17 protein-coding genes are annotated in these 21,124 nt (G+C 44.2%); 9 read left to right on the plus strand and 8 right to left on the minus strand.

The genetic code is table 11. The features are described 5' to 3' along the window. The first annotated feature begins 267 nt into the window (after window positions 1–267). The 4 genes from Q0Q74_RS04735 (at window position 268) to Q0Q74_RS04750 (ending at window position 7,649) form a co-directional block, all read left to right on the plus strand. Window positions 268–1,041 (plus strand): DUF4469 domain-containing protein, encoded by a 774-nt coding sequence (locus Q0Q74_RS04735; protein WP_294429029.1) that lies wholly within the window; start codon window positions 268–270, stop codon window positions 1,039–1,041. Window positions 1,042–1,458: 417 nt separating this feature from the next. Continuing rightward, the gene (locus Q0Q74_RS04740) at window positions 1,459–3,570 is read left to right on the plus strand and encodes a glycogen-binding domain-containing protein (protein WP_294429031.1); all 2,112 of its coding nucleotides are present in this window, start codon (window positions 1,459–1,461) and stop codon (window positions 3,568–3,570) included. A 22-nt stretch (window positions 3,571–3,592) separates the two neighbouring features. Next, entirely contained in the window at window positions 3,593–5,008 is a 1,416-nt protein-coding gene (locus tag Q0Q74_RS04745) for a carbohydrate-binding module family 20 domain-containing protein (protein WP_294429033.1), read from the plus strand. A gap of 79 nt (window positions 5,009–5,087) precedes the next feature. Beyond that, on the plus strand, window positions 5,088–7,649 hold the full coding sequence (locus tag Q0Q74_RS04750; protein WP_294429035.1) for an alpha-amylase family glycosyl hydrolase: 2,562 nt from the start codon (window positions 5,088–5,090) through the stop codon (window positions 7,647–7,649). Between the two features lie 120 nt (window positions 7,650–7,769). On the opposite strand, the gene Q0Q74_RS04755 is transcribed toward Q0Q74_RS04750, so the two are convergent. Continuing rightward, entirely contained in the window at window positions 7,770–8,507 is a 738-nt protein-coding gene (locus tag Q0Q74_RS04755; protein WP_367268326.1) for a ThiF family adenylyltransferase, read from the minus strand. A 102-nt stretch (window positions 8,508–8,609) separates the two neighbouring features. On the opposite strand from Q0Q74_RS04755, the gene ribE (Q0Q74_RS04760) reads away from it, so the two are divergent. Further along, window positions 8,610–9,257: a riboflavin synthase gene (gene ribE, locus Q0Q74_RS04760; RefSeq protein ID WP_294429037.1), complete on the plus strand. Its 648-nt coding sequence runs from the start codon at window positions 8,610–8,612 to the stop codon at window positions 9,255–9,257. A 35-nt stretch (window positions 9,258–9,292) separates the two neighbouring features. Here ribE (Q0Q74_RS04760) and Q0Q74_RS04765 read toward each other — a convergent pair whose 3' ends face one another. The 5 genes from Q0Q74_RS04765 to Q0Q74_RS04785 form a co-directional block, all read right to left on the minus strand. Continuing rightward, window positions 9,293–9,619, minus strand: coding sequence for a MerR family transcriptional regulator (locus Q0Q74_RS04765; protein ID WP_294429038.1), 327 nt, complete (start codon window positions 9,617–9,619; stop codon window positions 9,293–9,295). Further along, entirely contained in the window at window positions 9,616–11,226 is a 1,611-nt protein-coding gene (gene der, locus Q0Q74_RS04770; RefSeq protein ID WP_294429040.1) for a ribosome biogenesis GTPase Der, read from the minus strand. The genes Q0Q74_RS04765 and der overlap by 4 nt, the downstream gene beginning before the upstream one ends. A 10-nt stretch (window positions 11,227–11,236) precedes the next feature. Beyond that, entirely contained in the window at window positions 11,237–12,955 is a 1,719-nt protein-coding gene (ptsP, locus tag Q0Q74_RS04775; RefSeq protein ID WP_294429042.1) for a phosphoenolpyruvate--protein phosphotransferase, read from the minus strand. Between the two features lie 112 nt (window positions 12,956–13,067). Then, complete coding sequence (locus Q0Q74_RS04780) at window positions 13,068–13,346, minus strand: Txe/YoeB family addiction module toxin (protein WP_294429044.1); 279 nt, start codon at window positions 13,344–13,346, stop codon at window positions 13,068–13,070. Then, on the minus strand, window positions 13,343–13,603 hold the full coding sequence (locus Q0Q74_RS04785; protein WP_294429045.1) for a type II toxin-antitoxin system RelB/DinJ family antitoxin: 261 nt from the start codon (window positions 13,601–13,603) through the stop codon (window positions 13,343–13,345). Before Q0Q74_RS04785 ends, Q0Q74_RS04780 begins: the two co-directional genes overlap by 4 nt. Before the next feature lie 111 nt (window positions 13,604–13,714). Between Q0Q74_RS04785 and Q0Q74_RS04790 the strand changes: the two genes are divergently transcribed. The 4 genes from Q0Q74_RS04790 (at window position 13,715) to Q0Q74_RS04805 (ending at window position 17,857) form a co-directional block, all read left to right on the plus strand. Next, on the plus strand, window positions 13,715–14,950 hold the full coding sequence (locus Q0Q74_RS04790) for a bifunctional 3,4-dihydroxy-2-butanone-4-phosphate synthase/GTP cyclohydrolase II (protein ID WP_294429047.1): 1,236 nt from the start codon (window positions 13,715–13,717) through the stop codon (window positions 14,948–14,950). 4 nt (window positions 14,951–14,954) lie between these two features. Further along, window positions 14,955–15,428, plus strand: a complete 474-nt coding sequence (gene ribE / locus Q0Q74_RS04795) for a 6,7-dimethyl-8-ribityllumazine synthase (RefSeq protein ID WP_294429049.1) — start codon at window positions 14,955–14,957, stop codon at window positions 15,426–15,428. 97 nt (window positions 15,429–15,525) lie between these two features. Further along, complete coding sequence (locus Q0Q74_RS04800; RefSeq protein WP_294429051.1) at window positions 15,526–16,056, plus strand: hypothetical protein; 531 nt, start codon at window positions 15,526–15,528, stop codon at window positions 16,054–16,056. A gap of 76 nt (window positions 16,057–16,132) precedes the next feature. Continuing rightward, complete coding sequence (locus Q0Q74_RS04805; RefSeq protein ID WP_294429053.1) at window positions 16,133–17,857, plus strand: carbon starvation protein A; 1,725 nt, start codon at window positions 16,133–16,135, stop codon at window positions 17,855–17,857. 99 nt (window positions 17,858–17,956) lie between these two features. On the opposite strand, the gene Q0Q74_RS04810 is transcribed toward Q0Q74_RS04805, so the two are convergent. Together Q0Q74_RS04810 and Q0Q74_RS04815 are read right to left on the minus strand one after the other, a co-directional pair. Continuing rightward, window positions 17,957–19,459 carry an OmpP1/FadL family transporter gene (locus Q0Q74_RS04810; RefSeq protein ID WP_294429054.1) on the minus strand — a complete coding sequence of 501 codons (1,503 nt, stop codon included), beginning with the start codon at window positions 19,457–19,459 and terminating at the stop codon, window positions 17,957–17,959. An 80-nt stretch (window positions 19,460–19,539) separates the two neighbouring features. Continuing rightward, window positions 19,540–20,934 carry an MATE family efflux transporter gene (locus Q0Q74_RS04815; RefSeq protein ID WP_294429056.1) on the minus strand — a complete coding sequence of 465 codons (1,395 nt, stop codon included), beginning with the start codon at window positions 20,932–20,934 and terminating at the stop codon, window positions 19,540–19,542. Between the last annotated feature and the right edge of the window lie 190 nt (window positions 20,935–21,124).

Consider the following 21,124-nt stretch of genomic DNA (forward strand, 5'->3'; position numbering starts at 1 on the left):
GATATGCACTTACGGAGCAGTTTTTTTCAAGTGTATAAATTTTTGGACTAACTAAACTACTAGATTTTAAAGCCTTCTTTTATGTTATTTTGATTATGTCAACAGGATTTGTAGACAAACTTCTACATCCGGCAGGAGTTTTTCATGCTAAATTCACTGACACAGGGGCGTTGACCCGCTGAAAGGATATCCGGAAAGCTGCAGATTTTCGTGATGCCTAAAACACAAATTCATCAAGCCTGTGCGTCAGGCAAAATGGAGGAGCCTATGGCTGCTATCGAAAATATCTCAACGCTTGAAAACAGTTCTTCTGTATTGAGCATCAGTCTGCATGAAAACAGATTCACAAAGGACGGAACCTATTACGCCACCGTCAGCCGTAACAAAGCCTCATTCAAGAACATTCTTTCTGAAATCGCCGAGGACAACAAGGGCATGGATCCGTTCATGCTTCAGTTTGCGGCAATTCTGATTCAAAAGAAAATACTGAAAATGCTTGAGCAGGGAAAAGCCGTGAACCTTCTTGACATCGGAACGCTTTACATCGCCATGAAGTGCAATGTCAAGGGAAAGAGCGATGTGTCGGAGAGCGGAAATTTCTACATCAAGTTCACCCCAACAAGCCTTGTGAATGAAGCCATCTCAAAACTGAGCGTGGACAAAATAGTCTATGCTGGTTCTTCTCCCGAAATTCTTCAAATTTCAGATTTGAAGGGCAGTGCACAGGACGGAACACTTATTAAGGGAAATCCCGCAAAAATCAAGGGAAGCCAGCTTAAACTCGGTGGCGGAAACAGCGGTCTGTATTTTGCCCCTGTTGATTCTGACGAAAAAGTGGTTTCAAATGAAAGTTTGTGGATAAGAGTGGACGACAAATCTGTATTCCGAAACATGCCTTCTGAACTAAACTTTTTCGTACCGGCAGAGCTTGAAAACGGCAGATACCGAATCGTCCTTCGAAGCTCATACCTTTCGAAAAATGTCAATCGTAAGAACACTGTCGAAGCAGTGAGTAACCTGATAAGCATAACTGAGCAATAATATACCTGTTCGGAAACCGCTGTTTGCGAAGCAACCACAGTTTCCGAACACCTTTATTAAACTCGACATTCGACCTAATATATAAGAAAAATTGAACGGAAACAAATCTTCTAAGGATTATCCCCCTGTGCTATTCTTCGACCGACTGCAAAAGACAAAACTTGTGTCGGAATTGTACTAAAGTGCTAAAGTTTTTAAAAATTATGACAAAAGGAACTTTCTTCCTAAAAAAAATAAAAAAAAATTTGATATTGTGGTATTTATTATATACTTATAAAAGCAAACCAAAAGTCTAATGGTCTTGCTGTCAGAACATGATTTTTATGGCAGGTTGGCAACAACTTACTATAATGGCGGTTCTGTCTAGCAAAGAGGCATGGCTTAATGGTAAGCGCGAATAAAAAAATGGAGGAAAAGATGAAAAAATTACTTACTTTCATCTCAGTCTTGGCTGTCTGCTCAGCACTGTTCGCTGACATCACTGCCAAAAAACTGGACGACGGTTCAGTAGAAGCAACATTTTTCTACGGCAACCCTCGTGCAACAGAAGTTCTGCTTGCTGGTGATTTCACGAACTGGCAGGATGGAGCTTTGACAATGGAAAAGGGTGAGAAAGGGTTCACACTCACCAAAAAGTTCTCAGCAGGTACAACTGTTAGGTATAAGTTTATCGTAGACGGTTCATGGACAACCGACTTGAAAGCACCGGATTTCATCGATGACGGTTTTGGTGGAAAGAACTCATTGGGAGATTTGGATGCAGTTGCAGGTGGTAATGCGAGCGCCGCTGCAGGTCCAAAAGTAAAATTCCAGACATGGACCATGATTGGTGGCCAGGTTAAGGGTAATCTTAATGACGACAATAAAGACATTGAGTCTTCTGGTCTCGGTGCTTACTCATATCTCAAATTCTCTGGCGATGTGCTTCCACATGTGCCTGTTTATTTCGAAATCGCGGCTGTTGAGGCAAAAGATGGAAACAACAGCGGATTCGAGAACTTCTATAAAAAAGATAAGCTTAAGCTCAAGGACGGTTTGAAGAATTTCGGAACTGACCTCGTATTCGATCCGATTTACTGGCTCTCTGGTCAGCACAATGATGAAAAGGCTGTCGCTGCAAGCAACCATGCTTATCTTGGTCATTTCAAAGTAGGTCTTTCATTCGACTACTTGAATTGGACTTATGGTGCAAAATATGCAAAACTCCCTCCGCACAACATCAACGAATGGACAACTGTAGACAAAGAGTGGGAAGCTGGTTATGCCGGTTCAGGCGGATATTCAGCATTCGAGCTTGGACAGGCTTTACAGGAACTCCCGTTCGGAACTCTTACAGCAAGCATCATCCCGAACCGTTCTGCTGACCGTGCTGGTAATCGCTACGGTATGATTGCTTGGGCAAACTTGAACTTGGGTGCTCCGGCTAGCATTGACTTCCAGTACAACGGTGCTTATGGCACAGATTATGACACAGTTTTTGATAACATCATGGAAGCTGACTACATCGCTGGTTACAAAGGTATGTTCAGTGATTTCACTTTCAAGGTCAATTATCTCATCAACTTCTATGGTTCAATCGACAATGGCAAGGGTGCTAAAAAGCGCTATCGACCGGCAGCATCAGATGTCGGCGTTGTTGACGAAGATCCGGATAAGAAAATTGACCAGATGGCAGCAAATGGAAGCATTCTTTATTCAAATGAGGACCTTGGACTTGATGTTTTGCTCGGCGGAAGATTCCGTGGTGCTCAGGCAAGCATGATGTATGTTGAGGAAGGAAGCGACAATCACTGGAACATCAGTGACCAGCTTGGTGATCTCAACAGAATGCGTGTTTACGGCGATGTAAGCTACTATATCAATGATGCAATTAATGTTGGTGTTGCACCTTATTTAGAGAAAACTTTGAACACAGATTCAAAACTTTCTTTCAAAAACAAAGACACCATGAAGATTTATGCTAAACCATATTTCAGCTTGGATTTTGATGAGCTTCTTTTCGTTCCTGCAACTCTCGAAGGTTATGTTGAAGGCTATCATGTAACTGAAGAAGACGATGCTCGCGATTCTGCAATGGGTGAGAAGAAACAGACAGTTATCCAGTCTGCTGGTCTTAAATATACACACAAACTTGATACAAACATTGCGAAGGGATTTGATGCAACATTCGTATTCGACAACACAAATGATAGTTATCTCTTCAACTACTTGTATGGAACTGTTAATTTCGTAAATGATTACAACTTCCAGTTTGGTTGTGGTATCCGCTCTGCTAACAATGACAACAAAGATCCGACAAATCCGTTCGGTTTCTTCGTTGGTATGAACAAGAAACTCTCTGTATTGCAGAAACCTGTATTCTACTGCCAGTTCATGTATGCAATGGACATCTATAATGAGTTCAACGATGGACCGACTGCTTACCGTCTTGATGACTACAAAATCAAGGGAACGGACAACGAGGACAATGCTGTTGAGAGATATTGGGAAAACTATGCAGTTCGCATGGGCTTCCAGTGGGATCTCTAAGGTTTAGAGGAGAAAACAGATTATGAAAAAATTAAACAAAATAACCGCTGCTTTTGCCTCTTTGGCACTTGCCGCTACGGCTTTGATTGGTTGTGTTGATACTCACGATGACTTAGAGTATCTCAACAGTGCCGAAAAAGTTTGGATTATCGGAAGCATAGACGAGTTCGGAGCATGGACTCTTAACAAGGCTATGGCTCTTAAGGAAGGTGAGGATTCTGTTTTCACAGGAACTTTCACGGCAAAAAATGCGGGTGCAGAATTCAAGGTTATTATTGATGATAATTCTAACTGGGATTCTGCTTTCTGGTCAGGTGATACAACTCCTTTCTATGCAGATACAGAAGTTAAATGTGCTACAGTTGGTGGCGTGTCTAACTGTACTGTTTCCCTTGATATTGGTGTTGAGTATCAGATTACAGTCAATGCTCTTGATGGTTCGGCTCCAACCGTAAAATTCACTGCAATCGGTGGTAAGGCTGCGACAAAACTTACTATCAATGCTAACGGTATGGCTACAACAATGACTAACGCAGACGGTGTTTATAGTTCTACAGTAGTTGCAAAGTCTGACAGCTTGTTGTTCTCAATCTCTGATGGTACAAAAGTTTATGGTTTGAAAGAAGCTGATGCAAAAGCATTCAAATCTGGAACAACTTACACACTCGTAGAAGCTACAGAAGCAACTGAGATTGCGGTTACAAAAAATGTCGGCTATGATTTTATTTCAAAAATTGGTGCAGATGGTGTTATCACTTTAACAGTGAAAGATTTGAAACCAATTGAAATTAAATCAGTTCCGGGTGGATTCAACGATTGGTCTATTGGTACGGCAGCTCCAACTCTTGTGAAAGAGGGTACAGCAGAGTCTGTTTATGTTTATGAATGGACACAGGCAGCTGACGGTGATGTTGAATTCAAACTTGTAAATGGAACTACATGGGATGACACTGCTTATGCTGGTGGTACAGAAATTTCTTTGGGTGAAGATGTAGTGCTTGCTTCTGGTGGTGATAATGCAAAATTGCAGGATTTGGAAGCAGATACAAAATATGCTTTGTTCATCACGACAACTGCTGCACAGGTATCTGTAAAACTTCTCAGCTATACAGATATGGTAATCACTTTGCCGGCTTCATGGTCATCAGAGACAACAGTTCCTTCTATTGAAGGTGTTATTCAGTGGGGTGGAATTTCAGCATATTGGAAAGAAACTGGCAAAACTTGGACAACTGATAAACTTGAAAATGTTCCTGTAACAAATGGAAAAATCAAGGTTTCTGTCACAAGTTTGTCTAAACCTGCTGACTGGTACAATGAGCAGAAAGGTGCAAATAACTTCAAACTGGGATTGGTAAAAGCTGACGGTGATTCTTTGAATTACTATTCATGGTTTACTATCGCTGATGAAGTTACTTTACCTGATACTGGTATCTAATAACTGTTAAGTGGTAGTGAAACGGGCAAAACATAATTTGTTTTGCCCGTTTTTTATGTTTTTCATACGAGGAGGAAATATGAAAAAGAAACTGAGATTCTTGTTCTCTGTTGTTTCAATTGTTTCAATGCTGTTCGTATCTTGTGGCAGCGGTTCTGATGACAGCAATTCGGATTCTGGCGGTGATTTAGGAATAGACAAACAGCTTACAGTAGTTTTGGCAGGTGCCGATGTCACAGCCTCATGGAACATCTGGGCATGGCAGGCTGACACTAATAAGAATTATACTACTGGCAGTTGGCCAGGAGATGTTACATTCCCGGCTGCTGATGAAAAAGGCTATTTTAGAAAGTCTATAGGCATAAATTCATCGGAGAAATTAGGTATTATTTTTGTGAAATCTGATGGTACTGGACAGACGAGTGATTTAATTGTTCCAGTAGAAGCTTTGAAAGCTAATGACACGCTTTATTTTATTTATGGTGAAGGAAATTATTATACATCGCTTGCTGATTTGCAGGGATTGAGTAGTGCTTCAATCACAAAAAAGAATGGAAGAACTGTTGTTGCAAAATATCTTGGTGATGAACTTGGAAAGGGGGATGTCACGGTTACTGGAAAAGATGGAACTGTATATACCGTTTCTAATGTCAGCACAACGGGTTCAAGCGTAAAGATAAGTTTGGATAGTGGCGTTGATGTTGCGAACAGGCCGTTCACAGTCACAATCGGCGGAAAATCTGTTTTGGCGACTATTTCATCGGATATTATAGATGATGTTGCTGTTGTTACTGACTACAATTTTGGATGTACGCTTTCTGGTTCAAGTGCGTCGTTCAGGACATTTGCGCCAACTGCAATCAGCGTAAAACTTTTGCTCTTCAAGACTTCTTCTTCTCTTAAAAATCCTGATGCTGATTTTGAAATGACGGCTTCAGATGATGGCAGCTGGTCTTTGGAAAATGTTAATGTCGCTGAATATAAATATTATAAGTACAGAATAGAGACTACAACAGGAACGAATGATGTTTGCGATATTTGGGCAAAAGCAGCAAGCGCTGACAGCGTGGCAAGCCAAATCACGGACATTAATTCTGACTCATCTGCTCTTCCTTCTGGATTGACTCTTGATACTGCATGGGGAACTAAAGAGGCTTATTATAATCCGTTCGGTAATAATGGTGCAGAGTCAAAAAAATATACGGATGCTTCTATATATGAAATGCACATCCGAGACTGGAGCCGAGTTGAAGTAACTGACAGCACAGGAAAATTCCTTGACATAGCGAATGGTGACAAGGTTATCGCCCATCTTAAAGATTTGGGAATTACTCATGTTCAGATTTTGCCGATGTTCGATTATGCCCAGACAAATGCCGACAACAATTATAACTGGGGTTACAATCCGTATCATTACAATGTTCCTGAAGGCCGATATGTTACTGCTGGCTACGAGGACGGCACTCAGGCTGTCAAAGAGTTGAGAACTTTGATTGGAAAACTTCATGAGGCTGGAATCGCTGTGAATATGGATGTCGTTTATAATCATACAAGCGGCACTGGTTCTGCATCATTGTATGATCTCACTGTTCCTGAATATTTCTATCGCCTTGATTCAAGCGGAAATTACTATAATGGTTCAGGCTGTGGAAACGAAGTCGCAACAAATCATGCTATTGTCAAAAAGTATGTGATTGAAAGTCTTAAACATTGGATGCTTGACTATCATATCAATGGATTCCGCTTTGACTTAATGGGACTTCATGAGGCATCAACAATGAGCGCAATCTATACAGAACTGGCGAAGATTGACCCGAATGTCATGGTTTATGGTGAGCCATGGACAGGCGGAGATTCGGGCGTGAAAAATGGTTGTATAAAAGAAAAACTGAGTAAATTTGATTCATGTAGCCCATCAAATGATGTGAATGGAGTTGGTTACTTCAATGACACGATTCGTGATGCAATAAAAGGCTCTGTTTTTGACCAGGGTGGAAAAGGTCAAGTGCAAGGCGTTTTTGCTGATGATACGATTTGTGAGGGACTTCTTGGTTCGGTCAAATTTGCAACCGTACTTGGACGAAGCCTGAATTATGTGGAATGTCATGATAATCAGACTTTGTTTGATCGTCTTGCATACTCAAACTACAAAAAAGTCAGTGGTTTGAGCGACAGCCAGATGAATAAAATAAAAGCTGAAGAAAAACTTACCGCTGCATATATCTTCCTTGCTCAGGGCACTCCGTTCATCAACGGTGGTCAGGAATTCATGCGAACGAAAAACAATGACCATAACTCATACATTTCTTCGGACAGCGTAAATCAGATTTCGCTTTCATTTAAAGAAACCTACGCCGATGTCTACAACACATACAAAGGCTTGATTGCTTTGCGTAAGGCAAATAGTGATGCATTCGGAGCAAACACAAGTGCTGCTGCTGAAACATACAACAGCACAAAAGGCGTAACAAAATACACCGCAGGCGACTTCCTTGTATATTTCAACGCTACTGACGATGAGGTTTCAATCGAGACAAGCGGCTACACCAAATTTGTTGATGTTGCAAACGGAACACCGACCGAAAGCACAACGCTTCCAGGCAAAGTTGCGGCCAAATCATTTGTAATTTTGAAAAAATAAAACTTCTTGTCGGAGAGAGTTTTTCCGCAGTGCGGGTCGGCAGTTTGCTGGCTGGCACTGCGGTTTTTTTGTCCTGCGTTCAGTTCGTCCAGTGCTCATTTTATGTGCTGAGCGATTTTATCATTTTGATTCTCCCTCTTTCCCCAGATCCTTGATTACTTCTGCGGCGATGATTAGGCCTGCTACGGAGGGCACGAATGCGCAGCTTCCGGGGGCGAGGCCGTTTCCTTTTTGTTCGGCGGTGGTCTTTTCTTCGGGCGAGAGTTGGGGGGAGACGGGTTTTTCTTTTGAGTAGACGACTTTTACATTTTCGAGGCCGCGCTTTTTGCATTCCTGGCGCATCACGCGGGCAAGGGGGCATACGCTTGTCTCGGCGATGTCCGCGACTTCAAAGCGGGTCGGATCGAGTTTGTTTCCGGCTCCCATTGAGCTGATGACTGGTACTCCGGCTTCTTTTGCCTGTGTTATAAGCTGAATCTTTGCTTTTACGGTGTCCACTGCATCGATTACATAGTCATATTTTCTAAAATCAAACAGGTCCTTGTTTTCGGGAAGATAAAAGCACTGGAACACATTCACCTGACAGTCCGGATTTATGTCCAGGATTCTTTCTTTCATCACATCTGTTTTTGCCCGGCCGATTGTGCTGTGAAGGGCGATAATCTGTCTGTTCAGGTTAGTGAGCGAAACCGTGTCATTGTCTATCAGGTCGATTTTGCCGATTCCGCTCCGTGCGAGGGCTTCTGCTGTAAAACCGCCGACACCTCCGATTCCGAAGATTGCGACATGGGAATTTTTGAGGCGGTTTACGGTTTTTTCGCCCAGAAGAAGTTGTGTTCGTGAAAATTGATTCAGCATGCCTTCATTTTAGCCAATCTTGCATGGCTTCTTCAAGCAAATTTCTGAATCAAATTCATCGGTTCATTAAAAATCTGATTTGTGTTATTCTTTAATCTGCTTATGTTTACCGGAATTATAGAAGAAATCGGAATTATCAAAAGAGTCTCCATTGCGGGCAAGTCAGGAAGTCTTGAAATCACTGCCACAAAGGTGCTTCATGGCTCTAAAATCGGGGATTCAATTGCTGTTAACGGTGTGTGCCTTACCGTGACTCAGATGAGCGAAAATTCATTTTCTGCGGATGTGATGGCCGAAACGCTCAGACGGACTTCACTTGCGTCTCTTTCGGCGGGAAGTCCTGTGAATCTTGAGCGGGCTATAAGTGCAGACGGAAGATTTGGCGGGCATATCGTCAGCGGGCACATTGACGGAACCGGCAGAATCATAAAACTTCAAAAAGAAGAAAATGCTGTCTGGGTTCATGTGAGTGCTGGCAGGGAGATTCTGGCTCTAATCGTTGAGAAAGGCTCAATCGCGATTGACGGAATAAGCCTTACGGTCGCATCGGTGAATGAAACTGAATTCTGCGTGAGCATAATCCCTCATACGGCAAAAGAAACTACGCTCCTTTCAAAAAAAGTCGGTGATACGGTGAATCTTGAGAATGACATCATCGGAAAATATGTGCAAAAACTGCTTGGTGCAAGGGGAAGTGCTGATTCAGAAAGTCATAATCAAAAGCTCCTTGACTGGCTTTCTGAAAAATAGCAGGCACTAGCAGGCTCGTTTCGTAAAATGTCGTTTCAGGCTGGCGGGTGATTTTTCTTGAGCATGAAGTAAAGCTTTGTGAGTTCAGAGCGCAGTTCCCGGATTGTGTTCATTGCCTCGGCGTGAGACTCGTAACTTTGTGCTTCATGAAGGATTTCGTTTCGTGCGCCTTCAATCGTGAATTTCCGTTCATAAATCAGGTATTTGAGCCGGAGCACTATTTCAAAATCACGCTCTGTGTACACGCGGCGACCGCCCAAATCTTTGCGCGGGGCAAAACCTGGGATGACGGTCTCCCAGTAACGGAGAACATTTTGCTTGATGCCAGAGAGTTCTTCAACCTCGCCAATAGAATAGGTCATTCTTTTTCGTCAAACCTGTTTTCCCAGCGTTTTCGGCTTGCCTTCATGTTCAGTTCTACTGGAATCTGATCGAAGCCAAGGTCTTTCCTGATGGAATTCTTGAGATAAGTGACATAGCTTTCAGGAACATTGTCCGGGCTCGTGCAGAAAATACGGAATGAGACAGGATTTGAGCTGGTCTGGGTCATGTAGCGGATTTTGAAGTGAATCGCTTTGCTTGCTGGCGGTGGATAATGGAAAAGCCAGTCCTGCAATGCCTTGTTGAGCGCGCTTGTTTCGACTTTGCGGGTAAGCTGCTCGTAAAGCTCGATTGTCTTGTTCAGAAGATCCTTGACTCCTTCGCCGTGAAGTGCCGAAAGAGGAAGAATCGGTGCCCAGTTCATGTGACCGAACATCGTCTTGATATAATCGGTTGTGTCACGGAGAGTTTTTCGGCTCTGATCCTGCGTATCCCACTTGTTGAGTACAAAAATGATTCCACGCCCGCGTTCGTATGCGAGCGAGCAGATTTTTTTGTCCTGGTCGGCAAGTCCTTCCTGTGAATCAATCATGAGGAATACGACATCGCATTTGTCGAGTGTTTTGATTGCACGGTTTACAGAGTAATATTCGACATTCTCATGGACTTTCTTTTTGCGCCTGATTCCGGCAGTGTCCATGATTTCAAAACTTCTGCCCGCGTATGTGAATTTGCCCTCGACGACATCACGCGTGGTTCCCGCATAATCTGAGACAATTGATTTTTCTGAGTGCGTAAGGCGGTTTGAGAGGGTGGATTTTCCTGTGTTCGGCTTTCCCAGAATGGCGATTCTGATTGGTGTCTGAGGCCGTTCGCCTTCTTCGACCTTTGAGAAATCAAGCCCCTCGTTGATTTTGCTTGCAAGCTCTGTGATGTGGTCGCCGTGGTCAGCGGAAATGAAAAGGAGCTCCTTGAATCCGTACTGAAGGTAATTCCATGCGACTGCTTCACCGCGGCCGCCTTCGCATTTGTTTACTGCGACGATGACTTTGTTCCAGTATGGGCGCAAAAGATGAATGAATTCTTCGTCTTCACCGGTGATTGTGCCGGCTTCGAGCAGAAGCAAAATCTTGTCGGCCTTTTTGATTGTTTCGAGTGTTTTTTGAACGACAAGTTCATCCATTTCTGATTCGCGGCTTTTTAAGTCACGGTCAAGTTTGTATCCGCCAGTGTCCACGAGATTGACAGGTTTTCCTAAAATGAATGCCGTTGCTTCAACAGGGTCGCGTGTGACGCCTGGAGTCGGATCAACGATTGCAAGACGGCGATGCATGAACCGGTTGAAAAGGGTTGATTTTCCGACATTCGGGCGGCCTGCAATCACTACGAGAGGAAGATTCACATAGTATTTCGATGTGTCAAATCCTTCTTTTTGAGCGGCAAGAATGTAATCGTTATAGTCAGGGGCAAGCTCAGAAGAGCTACCATCGTCTGAAGCGGAGTCGCTTGTGTCATCAATATTCCAGTCTTCTGAATCGCTGTCATCTGAGTTATCGACAGCTTCGATGCCTTCATTTTGAAGTTCTGCCTGTTCGGCTTTCTTTGGCTTTGGTTTTGAGAAATCTGGTTTGTGTTTTCGTTTTGCCATAGATGTTTCCTTAAAGTGCGTTGAGTTTTTTTGAGGAAATAGCTTTTAGCTCTGCAATACTGATTCTTGAGAGAAGCTCCTTTACTGTCGTGATGAGTTTTGGACTCATACTCAGCGTGCGCACGCCCATTCCCGCAAGGACAAGGACGCTTTCGGTGCGGCTGGCCATTTCACCACAGACTGAAACTGGAATGCCGGCATTTGCTGCTTCTTCGATGGTTTTGTGGAGCAGTCGGAGAACAGCAAGATGGAATTCATCGTAAAGTTGTGCGACGAGCGAATTTTCACGGTCAACGCCGATTGTATATTGGGTTAAGTCATTGCTTCCGATTGAGAAGAAATCGCTGACTTTTGCAAGACAGTCTGAAATCACGGCGGCTGCTGCGGTTTCGACCATGATTCCGATTGGAACTGAAGGGTTAAACGGAATGTTTTCGGATTTGAGTTCTTCACGGACTTTTGCGGCGATTGCGAGCGCTTCTTCGACTTGATCAACGCTCGTGATGAGAGGAAGCATGATTTTAAGGTTGCCGTAAATGCTTGCCCGGTATAAGGCGCGGAACTGAGTCCGGAGAATCTGCGGATTTGCAAGTGCGAGACGGATTGCGCGAAGCCCCATCAGAGGATTTTTTTCTTCGCTTGCCGAATGAGAGACATCGAGTGAAGTGATGATTTTATCGCCGCCTGCATCAAGAGTGCGGATTGTGACCGGCTTGCCCTTCATTGTTTCAAGGACATTTTTGTAGGCGTTGAACTGGCTTTCTTCACTGAAAGCGGCGGCCTTTGCATGAGCCGCACCCATGTTTTTGTTCGCCTCGCTCATGAAAAGGAATTCCGTTCGGAAAAGGCCGATTCCGTCAGCGCCTTCCTTCATGGCAAGACGGGCTTCATCAACCGTACCGATATTTGCCATGAGCTGGAACCGCTCGCCGTCAGAGGTCTGTGCGGGCAGGTCACGGTATTTCTTGAGCTTTTCTGCGTGTTCCTCTGCAATCTGGATTTTTTTCTGATAATCCGCAAGTGTCGCTTCATCCGGGGATTCGATTACTTCACCGACATCGCCGTCAACAACGACAATCGAATCAGGATTTATTTCGTCGAGAATGTTTTCAATGTCAAAAACGGCAGGAATTCCGTAGTTTCGTGCGAGAATGCCTACATGCGAAGAAACACCGCCATCTGTGAGCGCGATTCCGGCAATCTTTCGTTTTGAGAGAATTACCGTGTCGCTTGGGCTCATTGCTTTGGCAACGATTACGGCACCATCAGGCACATTTTCTATGTTAAAAGGATGAAAGTCGAGAAGGTCGTTAAGAACGCGACCGAAAATGTCACAAATGTCTTCAGAACGCTCCGCAAGGTAGGCATTACCGCTTGAACGGAGCCTGTCGGCATAGAGTTCGGTTTTTTGGTTCAATACATATTCAATGGAATAATTTGATTCATCGAATGTTCTTCGTACATCACCCAAAAATTCGGGGTCCTGAAGCATGAGGAAGTAAGTTTCAAAAATCTCTGACTGAACTTTGTCGCCTTTTACTTCATCGAGCTGGGCTGCAATCTGACCTGTGACTTTAGCAAGAGAGCGGTCAAATCGTTCCAGTTGTTTGGGTTTTTCTTCCGGCCGGATTTTTCGTGAGGAAATAACGCGTTTTTCTGATTCAGGAATTACAAAAGCCCTGCCGATACCGATTCCGCTAGAAGCAGAGAGACCCAAAAGAACATTCATATTATAATTCTATTATTATAGAAGAAAAAAGTCAAACAAAGGATTTTGCATGGTCTGAAGGTGTTCGAAAGGGATAAGAACGGTAAGATAGTTTCAAAACGAAATTAGATATTTATTTCCCTTTATGGTAATGGGTTTTGCATTGAACTATGTGCAAAATTCCTTCATCGTCAATACGATACACAAGCCTGTCTTTTCCTGTGATTTCCCTGCTCCAGTAACCGCTCATTTCATGTCTTAGCGGTTCAGGTTTTCCAATTCCTTTATCAACACCGTTGCGCTGAATGTCTTTTATAAGTTTGAAGATTTGCTTTAAACTCTTGGCTTCGTGATTTTCAACATAACTTGTAAAATCTTCCCATGCAAGCGGAGTCCAAATTATATCTGTCATTCCATAATCTCCTCTAGCGAATGTTTTACCGTATTTCCTGCTCTATCCTGTGCGATTGACTCTGACAGAACTTTCATGTTTTCGGCAGAATAAAATGCAGGCTCTTTTGCCTTTAATGCAAAAGGAATACCATTCTCACGGATTGTCGCCTTTACGAACGCAGTAACTGCACTCGTGATGTTGAGACCAATTTCTTTGCAGATGTTTTCAAAATCAAGTTTGTCTGTGTCGTCAATTTTAATAGATAATGTCGTCATTGGTGTCTCCTGTGTAATACTCAGTAAGTAAATAGTAATACATATTGAGAAAATCTGTCAAGGTAGTCTGTTGCCGCTACCTAGACAGATTTATTGCATTATGTTAACATAATGCAACTTTACTCTATGTCATTTCACTACAACACAATTGAAGAAGCGCTTGCAGATTTGCGGGCTGGAAAAATCATTTTAGTTTCGGACGATGAAGACCGCGAGAATGAGGGCGACATGATTTGTGCGGCGGAATTTGCCACGCAGAAGAATGTCAATATCATGGCGAGTCATGCCAAAGGCTTAATCTGTATGCCTATGAGTCAGAGCCTTGCCTTGAAGCTTGGGCTTTACCCGATGGTAGCTGAGAACACCGACAATCACGAAACGGCTTTTACGGTCTCAATCGACCACATTTCCACCACAACAGGAATTTCGGCCAAAGAACGCTCGGTTACGGCAATGAAGTGTATCGATGATTCTTCTGTCGCCACTGATTTCCGCCGTCCTGGTCACATGTTTCCGCTCGTTGCGCGAAAGGGCGGCGTTCTTGTTCGGAACGGTCACACGGAGGCAACGGTTGATTTATGCCGTCTTGCAGGCTTAAAAGAGTGCGGTCTTTGCTGCGAAATCATGGATGATGACGGAACCATGATGCGCACTCCGAAGCTTCAGGAAATGGCCCAGAAATTCGGATTCAAGTTCATCACTATCAAGGCTTTGCAGGACTATTGCCGCGTAAATGAAAAGCATGTCGTGCGTGAGGCAAAGGCAAAGCTCCCTACGGAATATGGTGATTTTGACATTTACGGCTATGTGAACGACATCACGGGCGAGCATCATGTTGCGCTTGTAAAAGGTGAGATTGGTTCGGGCGAAAATGTTCTTTGCCGCGTTCATTCTGAGTGCCTGACTGGTGATGTTTTTGGTTCCAGAAGATGTGACTGCGGCCCTCAGCTTCAGGCTGCGATGAAGCGCGTGAATGAAGAGGGCAGGGGTGTCATTCTTTACATGCGTCAGGAAGGTCGTGGAATCGGTTTAATCAACAAGCTCAAGGCATACAAGTTGCAGGAAGACGGCCTGGATACGGTTGAGGCAAATGTCAAGCTGGGATTCAAGCCGGATTTGCGTGAATATTGGATTGGTGCCCAGATTTTGCGTGATTTGGGGTGCCAGTCGCTCAGGCTTTTGACAAACAATCCAGAAAAAATCTACGGGCTCGACGGATTCGGCCTCAAAGTGAGCGAGCGCGTTCCAATCGAAATTCCGCCTCAGGTTTACGATGCCTTTTATTTGAGAACAAAGCGTGATAGAATGGGGCATATTTTTAATGAGGAATTAGAAATTAGGAGTTAACAATATGAATGAAATCAACTTAATCGAAGGAAAACTGGTTGCTCCAGAAGGAATGAAGGTTGCCATTGTCGCAAGCCGATTTAATGAAATCATCGTGAACAAATTGCTTGGCGGTGCGGTTGACGGTCTTGTTCGCCACGGTGTCGAAGAAAAAAACATCACTGCTGTCTGGGTTCCGGGTGCGTTTGAAATCCCTGTCATCTGTGACAAACTTGCGGCAAGCAAAAAATATGATGCGGTAATCGCTGTTGGTGCCGTAATCCGTGGCTCAACGACACATTATGACTATGTTTGCGCAGAAGTCTCAAAGGGCGTCGCGCAGGCAAGCTTCAAAAATGGCGTTCCTGTTCTTTTCGGCGTGATTACAACCGAGAATATTGAGCAGGCCATCGAGCGCGCAGGAAGCAAGGCCGGCAATAAGGGCTATGATTGTGCATTGGGTGCAATCGAAATGGCTAATCTCATGAAGCAACTGTAAAAATCTTCTGGAATTTCATTTTTCATAGTAGCTGGAATAAGTTTTTTCTTTGTTTCTATTGACCGAAACATAAAATATTCTTACAATTCTAGTTACTATGAATAGCAACGGCGCAATTGAGAAAATTTATCAATCTTTTGAGAGGTACTACACTGTATCCACACAGAATGTAGAAGCCCCGTTCGTTGCAGAAGCTGTATTCAAATCCCACAATGAGCAGTATTTTTTAATCAAGGCCGCCAAAGTTGCGGACATCGACTCCAACGATTTCGTATTCTTTTATTCTGATGAAGACTCGTCGGGAAGTTTGGAGAATGGTTCTCTTTCTATAGAAAAAATCACGGAACTTGCACAAATCGCCTGGAAGCGCGGGCTTTCTCGGATTTCTCCATATTATGGGCACCGCAACACGGATGTTACTCTGGTGATTCTTTCCGAAAAAATCGATGAAAAATCCATCAGGCAAATCAAAAAAATCAATTATTACAAATCATATAAATTCGGTTTTTATGGCTGGAGTTCGTTCAGGCTTCTGGTTTATGAAACTTCAACAGGCCGAACCGTTACAAATCGCCGCGGTTCTGACTTGAAGAAAATCGTAACTCAGAGTTTGGCCAAAGCCAGCTAAATTTAAAAAGTTTTCCAAAGGGGGATTCGTTGCGTCCATGCAACGCCGTTTTCGCGGAGGAAAAAGGAGTAAATGAATGACAGCATTATTAATCATTATTGCTGCAATCGCCTTGCTTTTCTGTGGCTATGTTTTCTATGGCTCATGGTTGGCAAAGCAGTGGGGAATTGACCCTGCAAAAAAGACACCTGCTCAGGAAAAAGCTGACGGTGTTGATTATGTCTCTGCAAAACCAGCCGTTTTGATGGGACATCACTTTTCTTCAATCGCAGGTGCAGGTCCGATTAACGGTCCGATTCAGGCTGCGGTTTTCGGCTGGGTTCCTGTTTTCTTGTGGTGCGTGATTGGTGGTATTTTCTTTGGCGGTTTACAGGATTTCGGCTCATTGTTCGCTTCTGCCCGAAATGACGGAAAATCAGTTGGCGAAATCATTAAAGCTTCAATGGGCAAAGGCTCAAAGAGACTGTTCATCATCTTCGCTTTGCTTGTTTTGATTCTTGTTATCGCTTCGTTTGTCAATGTCGTTGCCGGAACTTTCGCGACTGTTGCCGCTGCAGATGGATCAGCTAGCTTTGGAATCGTCTCAAATCCAACTGGTCCGCAGACAACTGCAATGATTTCTTTGCTCTTCATCGTTCTTGCAATCATCTACGGAGTTTTGACCAATCGCTGCGGTCTCAAGACACTTCCTGCTACAATCATCGGTCTTGTTGGAATCGTTGTTGCTGTCGTAATCGGCTTGAATTTCGGTTTCGCAATGACACGTACTTCATGGATTGTTTTCATCGGTGCTTACATTACGGTTGCTTCTCTCGTTCCGGTCTGGATTTTGCTTCAGCCACGAGATTATCTTTCATCATTCCTTCTCTATGCAATGATGGCTCTCGCTTTGATTGGTATCATCATGTCAGCAATCACCGGAAACGCAACTTTTGAGCTTCCTGCTTTCACTGGCTGGACTACAAAAATCGGTAATATGTTCCCGGCATTGTTCATCACTGTTGCATGCGGTGCATGTTCTGGATTCCACTCATTGATTTCAACAGGAACTACTTCAAAACAGCTCGACAACGAAAAGAACGCAAAGGCTATCGGTTACGGCTCAATGCTCATCGAATCGGCACTTGGTATCATCTCGCTCATCGCTGTTGGTATGGTTTCAAAGAATTTCATCGTTGACGGTGCATTCAAAGGTGCTCCACCGGTAGCATTCGCTTCTGGTATCGCAAAAATGTTCGGTTTCGTTGACCAGAACAACGCGATCTACGCTCTTTTGACACTTGCTGTTTCTGTATTCGCTCTTACTTCTCTTGATACAGGTACACGATTGAGCCGCTTCATGTTCAGTGAGTTGTTCTTGAAAGAGGGTGAAGTTACATATAAGGATGCCAAAAACCCGATCCGCAAAGTGCTCGCATTCCCGCTTTTCGGCACAGTTTTGATGGTCGTAATCGGCTGTGTTTTGGGCGGTCTTTCGCTCTCACAGATTTGGGGCTTGTTTGGTGCTGCAAACCAGTTGCTCGCCGGAATTGCTTTGATGGCTGTAGCTGCATGGCTTGGTGAAGTCGGAAAGAACAACAAGATGTTCTTTATTCCGATGGTATTCATGCTTGCCGCAACTTTGACTCAGCTCATTCTTACAGTTATCGCGAAAATCAAGATTTTTGCAGGAGTCACACAGGCTGCCGGCCCGATGTGGGGACACTGGTTCCAGTTCTTCTTTGCTACCAGCATGGCTGTTCTTGCAGTAATTCTTGTTGTTGATGGTGTAAAAACTTTCAGCAAACAGTGCAATAAATAAAGCCATTTTGGTCAAAAAAAAACGGGTTTTTGAACATTCAAAAACCCGCCGTTTAACTTTATGCCGCATTGATGAAGTGCGGCATTTTTTTTTTGTCTTCTAGAGATTCGGGAAGTGGTAAGTTACGCCGATTCCGAAGTTTGTGACATCCTTGCTGAGGGTTGTTTTGTAGCCCTGAAGGTAGAGGTCTGTGTCGTAGTAGTTTGCGTAAAGGCATGAAGCTGTGACAGTCAAATCTTCTGTCGGATAGATTTCAAATCCGCCGCCTACAACCCAGTTGTCGAGGACCGGGTTGAATGTGCTGTTTGAAGTGTCTGTGGTTCCCTGATTTCCGTAAGAAGCTCCCGCTGAAACTCCCGCGTATTTACAGAATCTAAAATCGACTCCCAATGCGATTTCCCATGAATTGTTGTAATCGGTTTCCGAAAGCACTGAATTCTGCTGTGCAAAATCGTTGAAATAGTAGTTGAAGCTTGTGCTTACATAAAGGTTATCGAGAATTGAATAGCCGAGACCGAGATTGAGGACAGCCGGTAAATCAGTACGGAATTTTTTGTCGTTTGTAATGTCATAGTATTTTGCGACATCACCCTTAACATTATCAACATCATAATCGATTCGGCTCAAAGTCTGATACTGAATGGCAAGGTCGAGCTTATCAACAGGCTTTGCGTGGATTCCAAAAACACAGCTCTGGCCAAAGCCTTTTGCATCGTAGCTGATTTTGTTTCCGCCGTTTACAGCGACAAAAGTCGGATCAGAACATTTGAGAGTCATTTCCTGAGTTCCGATTGTGTAGCGGTATGCTGCTGCAAGAGAAACATAGTCAAAAAGCTGATAAGAAGCACCAAGCTGAAGACCATAAGTGATTGAAGTGACATCGAGTGAGTGAGATTTTGCCATGCCGAGGGAAGCGGCTGCGGCTTTTTCATAAGTATCTTTTTTTGAAGCGTAGTCGCTGAGGTTTGAGCCATATTTCTGGACAACACCATAAGCCTGAGCCAAGTCAGATGTTGGATTTGCTTTGATATATGCAAGTGCTGTTGCTTCGCTTCCGCCGAAATTGTTTTTTACAGCATCTTCCCATGAAGTTTTTGCCTTTGAAATCATGTTTGCGGCCAAACCGTATTTTACAGCTTCTGTGCCCTGATTCTGTGCTCCGCCCGCAAACAAGAGGCTTGTCGCGCTTGTGCCTTCGCTGTACTCAAGTGCGCCGCCGCCTGCATATACGCCGAAATTTCCGAAAATTGACCATTTTCCTTTCTTGTAGACTGCGTTCAAATCAGGGTAGAGCCAGACTGTGGTTTCATCGTTGGAATAATATCCGTTTACTCCGGCAGCTTTTAATGTCGCATTGTCTGCCAGCTCATTTCCATACTCTTTGAAGACGAACTGATTTCCGCCGCCAATCCAAAGACCTTCTTTGAGGAAAGCAGTTCCCGCGATGTTGTAAAATGCCGCTTCCGGGCGTGAATTTTCTGTGTTACGGCTTGGATTTCGCAAATATCCTGTGCTCAAATTTGTTTTGTTCTCAACGCCGCTTGCAAAAACTGCGGCTGCTGTCATCAGTGTAAAAAATGATGTGACAACGCTTCTTTTCATCTTCATAACTCCTTAATTTTATAATGACAAAAATAGTAAAAATGTCATAATGACATTATAGAGAATTTTGTCATTCATGTCTAGTGGAGTTTTCTGAAAAATCTTACGATAAAAGGCAATGAACAGAGAGCGGTAAGCGTATCGCAGACAGCCTGAGTGAGCTGGACGCCGCGAATTGATTCGAAGCCGAGGAAATTCATCAAAACGGGGAGAAGGAAGATGGCCGGCACAAAGAAAAGCCCCTGCCTCAGTGAAGAAAGGAAGGACGCGCTCTTTTTTTCGCCCGCAACCTGAAGGAGCATGTTCGTACCGAAAATCAGCGAATGTAACGGAAGGACTGCCGCCTGGGCACGAAGAGCCAGTGCACCTGCCGCGACGACTGCCTCATCATTCCTGAAAAAACGCACAATCTCCGGGGCAAAAATGAATACTACGAGGGCACAGACCGACATGATGATTGCGCTCAGCTTGACGAGGAAAGAATACGCCTGCTTTACCCGTTCAGTTTTGCCCGCCCCATAGTTGATGCCGCAGACCGGCTGGAAGCCCTGACCGAGACCGATTGCAATCGCGAGCAGGAGTTTGTCTACGCGGTTGGTGATTGCCATGCCCGCCACGGCCGCATCTGCCGCCAGAACAGAACTTGCCGCGAGGGATGCGGTGATTGCTCCATAGAAAGCCGCCTGTTTGTTCAGCAAAATGCCTGAGATTGCCGCCATGCCCTGCCTGAAAAGAGAAGGCAAGCCTGTGGTGATGATGTCAGCATAGGTTTTAAAAGAGCGTGAAATGTGCCTGGCCGAAAGCTCCGCCAGTGATTTTTTCCTGATGAACATTGAAAGAAGGATGAAGAAACTCACAATCTGGCTGATTAATGTTGCGAGTGCGGCACCGGAAATGCCAAGTCCGAAAACGAAGATGAAAAGCGGATCAAGCAGCATGTTCAGAATTCCGCCCGAAATCATTCCAATCATCGAAAAAGCCGCCCGCCCCTGAAATCGAAGAAGATTGTTCATCGCAAAGGAAGTGATGATGAAAGGCGCTCCGAAAAGAATGTAGCGCGCGTAATCAAGAGCGTAGGGTAGGATAGTGGGCGTGGAACCAAGATGACGCACAAGCTCTTCCCTGAAAAGATTTCCGAAAATCGCAAAGAGAACGCCGATAAAAAATGCCGTGAAAATAGCCGAAGTGCAGACCGTATTTGCTTTCTGAAAATCCGAAGCACCCAAAGCCCGGCTGGTGATGCTTCCGCTTCCCATGCCAATCGTGAAAGCGCAGGCCTGCATCAAAACCATGAGCGAAAAAATTACCCCGACCGCACCGCTTGCCGAAGTTCCGAGCCTGGAGACAAAGAAAGTGTCAGCGGTGTTGTAAATCGCCGTAATCATCATCGTGATGATTGTGGGAACTGCGTTTTTTAGAATGAGCGGCCCAACCGGTTCGGTGAGCATTTTGCTGAGGGAAGACTGATTGTTCATGCGCAAAGAACATAGCACAATTTCGGTTAAATTTCTATAATCGGGCGAGTTGCATGGCGAGACGGCGGTATATTGTGGTAAAAGACTGGCGATTATCTGTACAATCTGCTTTTTGGCTATGATATCAATCAACGGTATGTCGAAAAAATTTCCGCGCAGTTTAACCTGGATTTTTCAAAGTCTTACCGCG

The organism is uncultured Treponema sp., from assembly GCF_946187725.1.
In the GTDB taxonomy this organism is placed as follows: Bacteria; Spirochaetota; Spirochaetia; order Treponematales; family Treponemataceae; genus Treponema_D.

Bases quoted from the DNA above. Each gene is read 5' to 3' on its own strand.
- Q0Q74_RS04815 (WP_294429056.1), bottom strand. From the start codon at position 20,934: ATGAACAATCAGTCTTCCCTCAGCAAAATGCTCACCGAACCGGTTGGG.
- Q0Q74_RS04735 (WP_294429029.1), top strand. From the start codon at position 268: ATGGCTGCTATCGAAAATATCTCAACGCTTGAAAACAGTTCTTCTGTA.
- der (WP_294429040.1), bottom strand. From the start codon at position 11,226: ATGGCAAAACGAAAACACAAACCAGATTTCTCAAAACCAAAGCCAAAG.
- Q0Q74_RS04800 (WP_294429051.1), top strand. From the start codon at position 15,526: ATGAATAGCAACGGCGCAATTGAGAAAATTTATCAATCTTTTGAGAGG.
- Q0Q74_RS04745 (WP_294429033.1), top strand. From the start codon at position 3,593: ATGAAAAAATTAAACAAAATAACCGCTGCTTTTGCCTCTTTGGCACTT.
- Q0Q74_RS04765 (WP_294429038.1), bottom strand. From the start codon at position 9,619: ATGACCTATTCTATTGGCGAGGTTGAAGAACTCTCTGGCATCAAGCAA.
- Q0Q74_RS04810 (WP_294429054.1), bottom strand. From the start codon at position 19,459: ATGAAAAGAAGCGTTGTCACATCATTTTTTACACTGATGACAGCAGCC.
- Q0Q74_RS04785 (WP_294429045.1), bottom strand. From the start codon at position 13,603: ATGACGACATTATCTATTAAAATTGACGACACAGACAAACTTGATTTT.
- Q0Q74_RS04740 (WP_294429031.1), top strand. From the start codon at position 1,459: ATGAAAAAATTACTTACTTTCATCTCAGTCTTGGCTGTCTGCTCAGCA.
- Q0Q74_RS04805 (WP_294429053.1), top strand. From the start codon at position 16,133: ATGACAGCATTATTAATCATTATTGCTGCAATCGCCTTGCTTTTCTGT.
- Q0Q74_RS04790 (WP_294429047.1), top strand. From the start codon at position 13,715: ATGCAACTTTACTCTATGTCATTTCACTACAACACAATTGAAGAAGCG.
- Q0Q74_RS04755 (WP_367268326.1), bottom strand. From the start codon at position 8,507: ATGCTGAATCAATTTTCACGAACACAACTTCTTCTGGGCGAAAAAACC.
- Q0Q74_RS04780 (WP_294429044.1), bottom strand. From the start codon at position 13,346: ATGACAGATATAATTTGGACTCCGCTTGCATGGGAAGATTTTACAAGT.
- ptsP (WP_294429042.1), bottom strand. From the start codon at position 12,955: ATGAATGTTCTTTTGGGTCTCTCTGCTTCTAGCGGAATCGGTATCGGC.
- ribE (WP_294429049.1), top strand. From the start codon at position 14,955: ATGAATGAAATCAACTTAATCGAAGGAAAACTGGTTGCTCCAGAAGGA.
- Q0Q74_RS04750 (WP_294429035.1), top strand. From the start codon at position 5,088: ATGAAAAAGAAACTGAGATTCTTGTTCTCTGTTGTTTCAATTGTTTCA.
- ribE (WP_294429037.1), top strand. From the start codon at position 8,610: ATGTTTACCGGAATTATAGAAGAAATCGGAATTATCAAAAGAGTCTCC.